Here is a 4,550-nt window from a genome sequence, read left to right on the forward strand (position 1 = left end):
GGCGGGGCGCCGTCGCCGGGAGCCTTGCTCAGACGAGTTCGGGCTGCGGCTGCGCCGACCGGACCGGTGCTTCCTTCGGGTCCCACTGCCTGGTGACCCGTACGTAGCAGTAGATGACCGAGATCATCGAGAGGACCATGAGCGGTCCGAACACCCAGGGGGTGTCGGCCATCACCGTCGGCAGATAGCGGTACGCCACCAGGAGGGCGGCGAAGACGGCCGTGCCGTAGCCGACCAGGAGGGTCCCCGACCGGTCCCAGCCGCGTTCGAGCGAGCGGAGCCCCGCCTCGATGGTGAGGGTGAACACGACTCCGGCGATGATGTCGGCCCCGTAGTGGTAGCCGAAGCCCAGCGTGGCGCCGAGCGTGGCGATCAGCCAGAACGTGCCCGCGTACCGCAGGAACCGGGGGCCCCGGCGGGAGTGGATGAAGATCGCGGTGGCCCACGCGGTGTGCAGGCTGGGCATGCAGTTGCGCGGGGTGATTCCGTCGAACGGCATGTGCTGCGGCGGGTCGAGCGGTGGCGGAGTGTTCGGCCACAGGTCCGCCAGCGCCCAGTGGCCGCCGTCCGCGCCGTAGGCGAAGATCGGCCCGACCACCGGGAAGATCATGTAGATGCCCGGCCCGAGCAGCCCTATGACCAGGAAGGTGCGGACCAGGTGGTGGCTCGGGAAACGGCGCTCGACGGCCACGTGCCGCAGCTGGTAGGCGGCGACGGCGACCGCCGCCACCGGAAGCTGGGTGTACACGGCGTCGAGGAAGTGGGCGCCGACCGGTCCTGTCGCCGTCACGAGCCGCCCCACCAGCCACGACGGATTGCCCAGGGCGTGGTCCGCGGTCGCCACGTACTGGTCGAGCACCTCGTGGCGCGTCTTCGACGTGATGAGCAGCCAGGTGTCGCCGGTCTTGCGTCCCGCCACCAGCAGCAGCCCCAGCCCTACGCCCTTCAGGAGCAGCATCCGCTCCCGGCCCGTGCGCCGGGTGAGGGCGATGACCACACAGCCGATGATCACCCACAGGGCGCCGTTGCCGAAGGGGTGGCCCCCGTTCAGGCCGATGCCCGCCGCCCAGCGCACCAGGAGGAAGACGATGTCGATGCCGATCGCGGCACAGAGCGCGATGAGCCGCTGCCGCCAGGTGAGCACCAGCATCGTCAACGCCATGCTGGCGTACAGCAGGAATCCCGACTTGGGGGCGACCACCACCTCCTGCGCCTGGGTGACGATCGGCCCGGGCAGACCGTAGTGCCGCGCGGCGATCTCCAGCGCGACGAGGAAACCGACGGTCACCACCGCCGCCGCGGTCCACAGCATCGCCCGGGGCCGACGCCATGCGGTGATCAGAGCTCTGAAGTTACTACGCGAAAAAACCCGCGATGCTATAGATATCAAGTGTTTGGCCGATTTGTTCGGTTCTGACTGGACGGTGCACTTTTCAATCCGATTGGCATGGTTTTCCAGGGAGAGGCGGGCGTCTGGAGGGCGCTCGTCATGAGCCCGAACATGCTATCGGAGCGCGCCGATGAGCCAGCTGGCCAGGCGGTACGAGGGCGTCCGGGCCGGCGTCCGGGCGCAGCGGCCGGGCGCGGCGTCCGTCAGATGACGGGGTGTCCGGCCTCTGTGGGGCTCAGCTGTTCCAGTCGCTGCCGCAGCGCCTCGACCGCTCCGGGGCGCCGCCCGGGAACGTGCCGGCGCAGGGCCACCAGGGCCGGGCCGAGCTCCAGGGACCGCTGCGGATCGCCGATTTCCTGCCACTGGTGATGGGCCCGGTCCGCGGCGCCCACCACGGCGGGATCGTCCGGCGGCTGCCTGCGGGCGAGGCGGGCGTCGGCGGCCGCCATCCATAGCTCGCAGCTGCGCGCCGGGTCACCGGCCAGGCGGGCGAGGTCGGCCCGGACCTCCAGCCAGTGGGTGGCCTCGGCGGATGCCGCGCCGTGCGCACGCAGCGCCCAGCCCTCCCACATGGCGGCGAGGGACGCGGCCTCGCTGTGCCGCCCGGCATGCGCGGCGGCGAGGATCGCGGGCAGCGGATCGTTCTCGGAGGCCGGGAGGTTCACCGCGATCCGGGCGGACACGGTCGGCCCGGTCGGCGGAGCGGGGGCGGCGTGCGGTGGCGGGGCCGACGCGGTGTACGGGGCCAGGAACAGGGCGCTGTCGGCGCCGAGCCGGGCGGCGGTCTGTTCGTGGAGCTGGGCGAGCGGGGGATTGGCGCCGCTGCGCCAGGTGGCGGCGAGCGCCTTTAGGTACACCGGCTCCACCGGGCGGCGGCGCGTTGCCGGCGGAACGATCCGCCCGTACACGTCGATTCCGTGGCCGAGGACGAGGCCCTCGGCGAGGAGCTTCGGCCAGGCGTCCGCGGCGGCGACGAGGTCGACGACGGCGGTGGTGGTGCCCGGGCGGCGTGCCGCGAGCTCACCGGCCAGCCAGTGCCAGGGCAGTGAGGTGTAGCGCAGGGTGGCGGGCGTGGTCCGGGCGAGTGCGAGATGGACCAGCCGCTGCCGGTGGTCGAGGTGGAGCTGGCCCGCGAGGTAGAGGGTGAGCGGGCCGGGCTCGGCGGCCGCGGCGCGGATGCGGGTGAGCACCGTCTGCGGGTCGGTCGGATCGGCGAGTTCGACGACGGTGGCCGCCGTGGACCGGGTCAGGATGCCGGGCGCGACCGCCGCCAGCGACGGCAGAGCGCCGGTCGCGTCGACGAGACAGCTCTTGCCGGCCGGGGCTGCCGCGATCAGCAGCGCGGTCCCGGATGCCGTGTCCTCTCCGTCGATCACCACGACAGCACCGTAGCCGCTGCCCGGGGCCTGGAGGTAACGGGAGTCCAACTCCACTCCGATGACTGGGTAGTACGTTTGTGCGACTGTCGTTCCCGGTGGGGCGGGGCGCTGTCGGGTACCCGCCCGGCGGGCGGCGATGACGGGAACAACTTACCGCGTACACCGATGAGTTGATTCCGGTGAGGGATGCCCTTCCGTGTGGGGCGGCCGCCGGTCCGACGGCCGACGCCCTCCGTGTGCGGGGGGGAGGCCACGCGATCGACGTCGCGGACCCGGCCACGCGCGACGAACCGGGTCCGGTCGGCGGCGCGCTGGTGCGGCGGAGCACGGTCACCTTCGGGAGGAGACCCGATGGCACCCCAGGGGGTGGCGTCAGCACCACCATCACAAGGGGTCCGGCCCTCCTGACCCGCCGCCGGCCGCGCAGCAGACTCTGTCCGTGCCCCGGCGAATACCCGCCGGGACACGGACCACGGACGGAGAGCAGAGATGAGCGGTCACACCCGCCGAAGGATCCTCAAGGGAACGGCGCTCGCGGCGGCGGGCAGCGTCGTCGGGGGCTACGGCCTCGGCCACTACGGCGCCGCCGCGCAGGCCGCCACCCGGGACACCGCGGGCCGGGGCGGCGATTCGTTCCCCTTCCTGGAGGGGGCCTTCGCCCCGGTCACCGAGGAGCTCACCGCGTTCGGTCTCCGGGTGACCGGCCGGGTGCCGCACGACCTCGACGGCCGCTACCTGCGTACCGGCCCCAACGCCCTGGGCCTGGAGGACCCGAGGGCCCACCACTGGATGCTCGGCGACGGCATGGTGCACGGGGTGCGGCTGCGCGCCGGACGCGCCGAGTGGTACCGCAACCGGTGGGTGCGCTCCTCACAGGTGGCCGCCAAGCTCGGCGAGACGTACCCGGGCAGGGTGCCGCCGGACGACTTCGCGTGCAACACCCATGTCATCCCGTACAAGGGACGCATTCTGGCGCTCCAGGAGAGCGGGCCGCTCCCGTACGAACTGGACGGCGAGCTGAACACCGTACGGCCCCACGACTTCCGCGCCACGCTGGAGGGCGCGTTCACCGGGCACACCAAGTACGACGCGGTGGCGGACGAACTGCACGCGGTGGCGTACTACCCGGCCTGGGACCACGTGCGGCACATCGTGGTCGACCACACCGGGCGGGTGGCCCGCACCAGCAGGATTCCGGTGGCGGACGCGCCGATGATGCACGACTTCGCCCTCACCGCGAAGTACGTGGTGATCGTCGACCTGCCGGTCACCTTCGACATGGCCGCCGCCGAGGCGGGCGCGCCCGTTCCGTACACGTGGAACGAGAAGCACCCGATGCGGGTCGGGGTGATGCCGCGGTCCGGCGGTGCCGTCCGCTGGTTCGAGACCGGTCCGGTCTTCTTCTCGCACACGCTCAACGCCTACGACCAGGGCGACACCATCGTGATGGAACTCACCACCATGCCCGCGCCGTTCCACGTCGCGGGCACCGGCGGCGGGCCCTCCAGCACCGGCACCCCGGTGCTGGAGCGCTGGACCGTCGATCTGCGCGCCGGGCGCGTGAGCACCACCCGGATCGACGACCTGCCGCAGGAGTTCCCCCGGGTCAACGAGTCGCTCGTGTCGCGACGGCACCGCTACGCGTACACGGTGTGCGCGGCGGAGATGTGGCGGGCCTACGGGACCGTCGACGGGGTGCCGCCGGACGAGACGTTCTCCAACTTCCTGGTGAAGCACGACATGCTGCGCGGCAGCCGCCAGGTGCACCGCTTCCCCAGGGG

General features: G+C 72.2%; 3 protein-coding genes. 1 reads left to right on the forward strand and 2 read right to left on the reverse strand.

Features of this window, described 5'->3' with window-relative positions; genetic code table 11:
• Positions 1 to 28 precede the first annotated feature (28 nt).
• Positions 29 to 1,312: a phosphatase PAP2 family protein gene (locus ACFCV8_RS35480; RefSeq protein WP_376689671.1), complete on the reverse strand. Its 1,284-nt coding sequence runs from the start codon at positions 1,310 to 1,312 to the stop codon at positions 29 to 31.
• A 281-nt stretch (positions 1,313 to 1,593) separates the two neighbouring features.
• A complete protein-coding gene (locus ACFCV8_RS35485) occupies positions 1,594 to 2,769 on the reverse strand; it encodes a hypothetical protein (RefSeq protein ID WP_376689672.1) in 1,176 nt (391 codons plus the stop codon).
• 489 nt (positions 2,770 to 3,258) lie between these two features.
• On the opposite strand from ACFCV8_RS35485, the gene ACFCV8_RS35490 reads away from it, so the two are divergent.
• Positions 3,259 to 4,550 (forward strand): carotenoid oxygenase family protein (locus ACFCV8_RS35490; protein WP_376689673.1); only part of this gene is annotated, 1,292 nt, incomplete at its 3' end.

The organism is Streptomyces sp. NPDC056347 (assembly GCF_042262625.1).
Lineage (GTDB): Bacteria > Actinomycetota > Actinomycetes > Streptomycetales > Streptomycetaceae > Streptomyces.

Coding starts and splice junctions, on each gene's coding strand:
- ACFCV8_RS35480 (WP_376689671.1), bottom strand. CDS start 1,312: ATGCTGTGGACCGCGGCGGCGGTGGTGACCGTCGGTTTCCTCGTCGCG.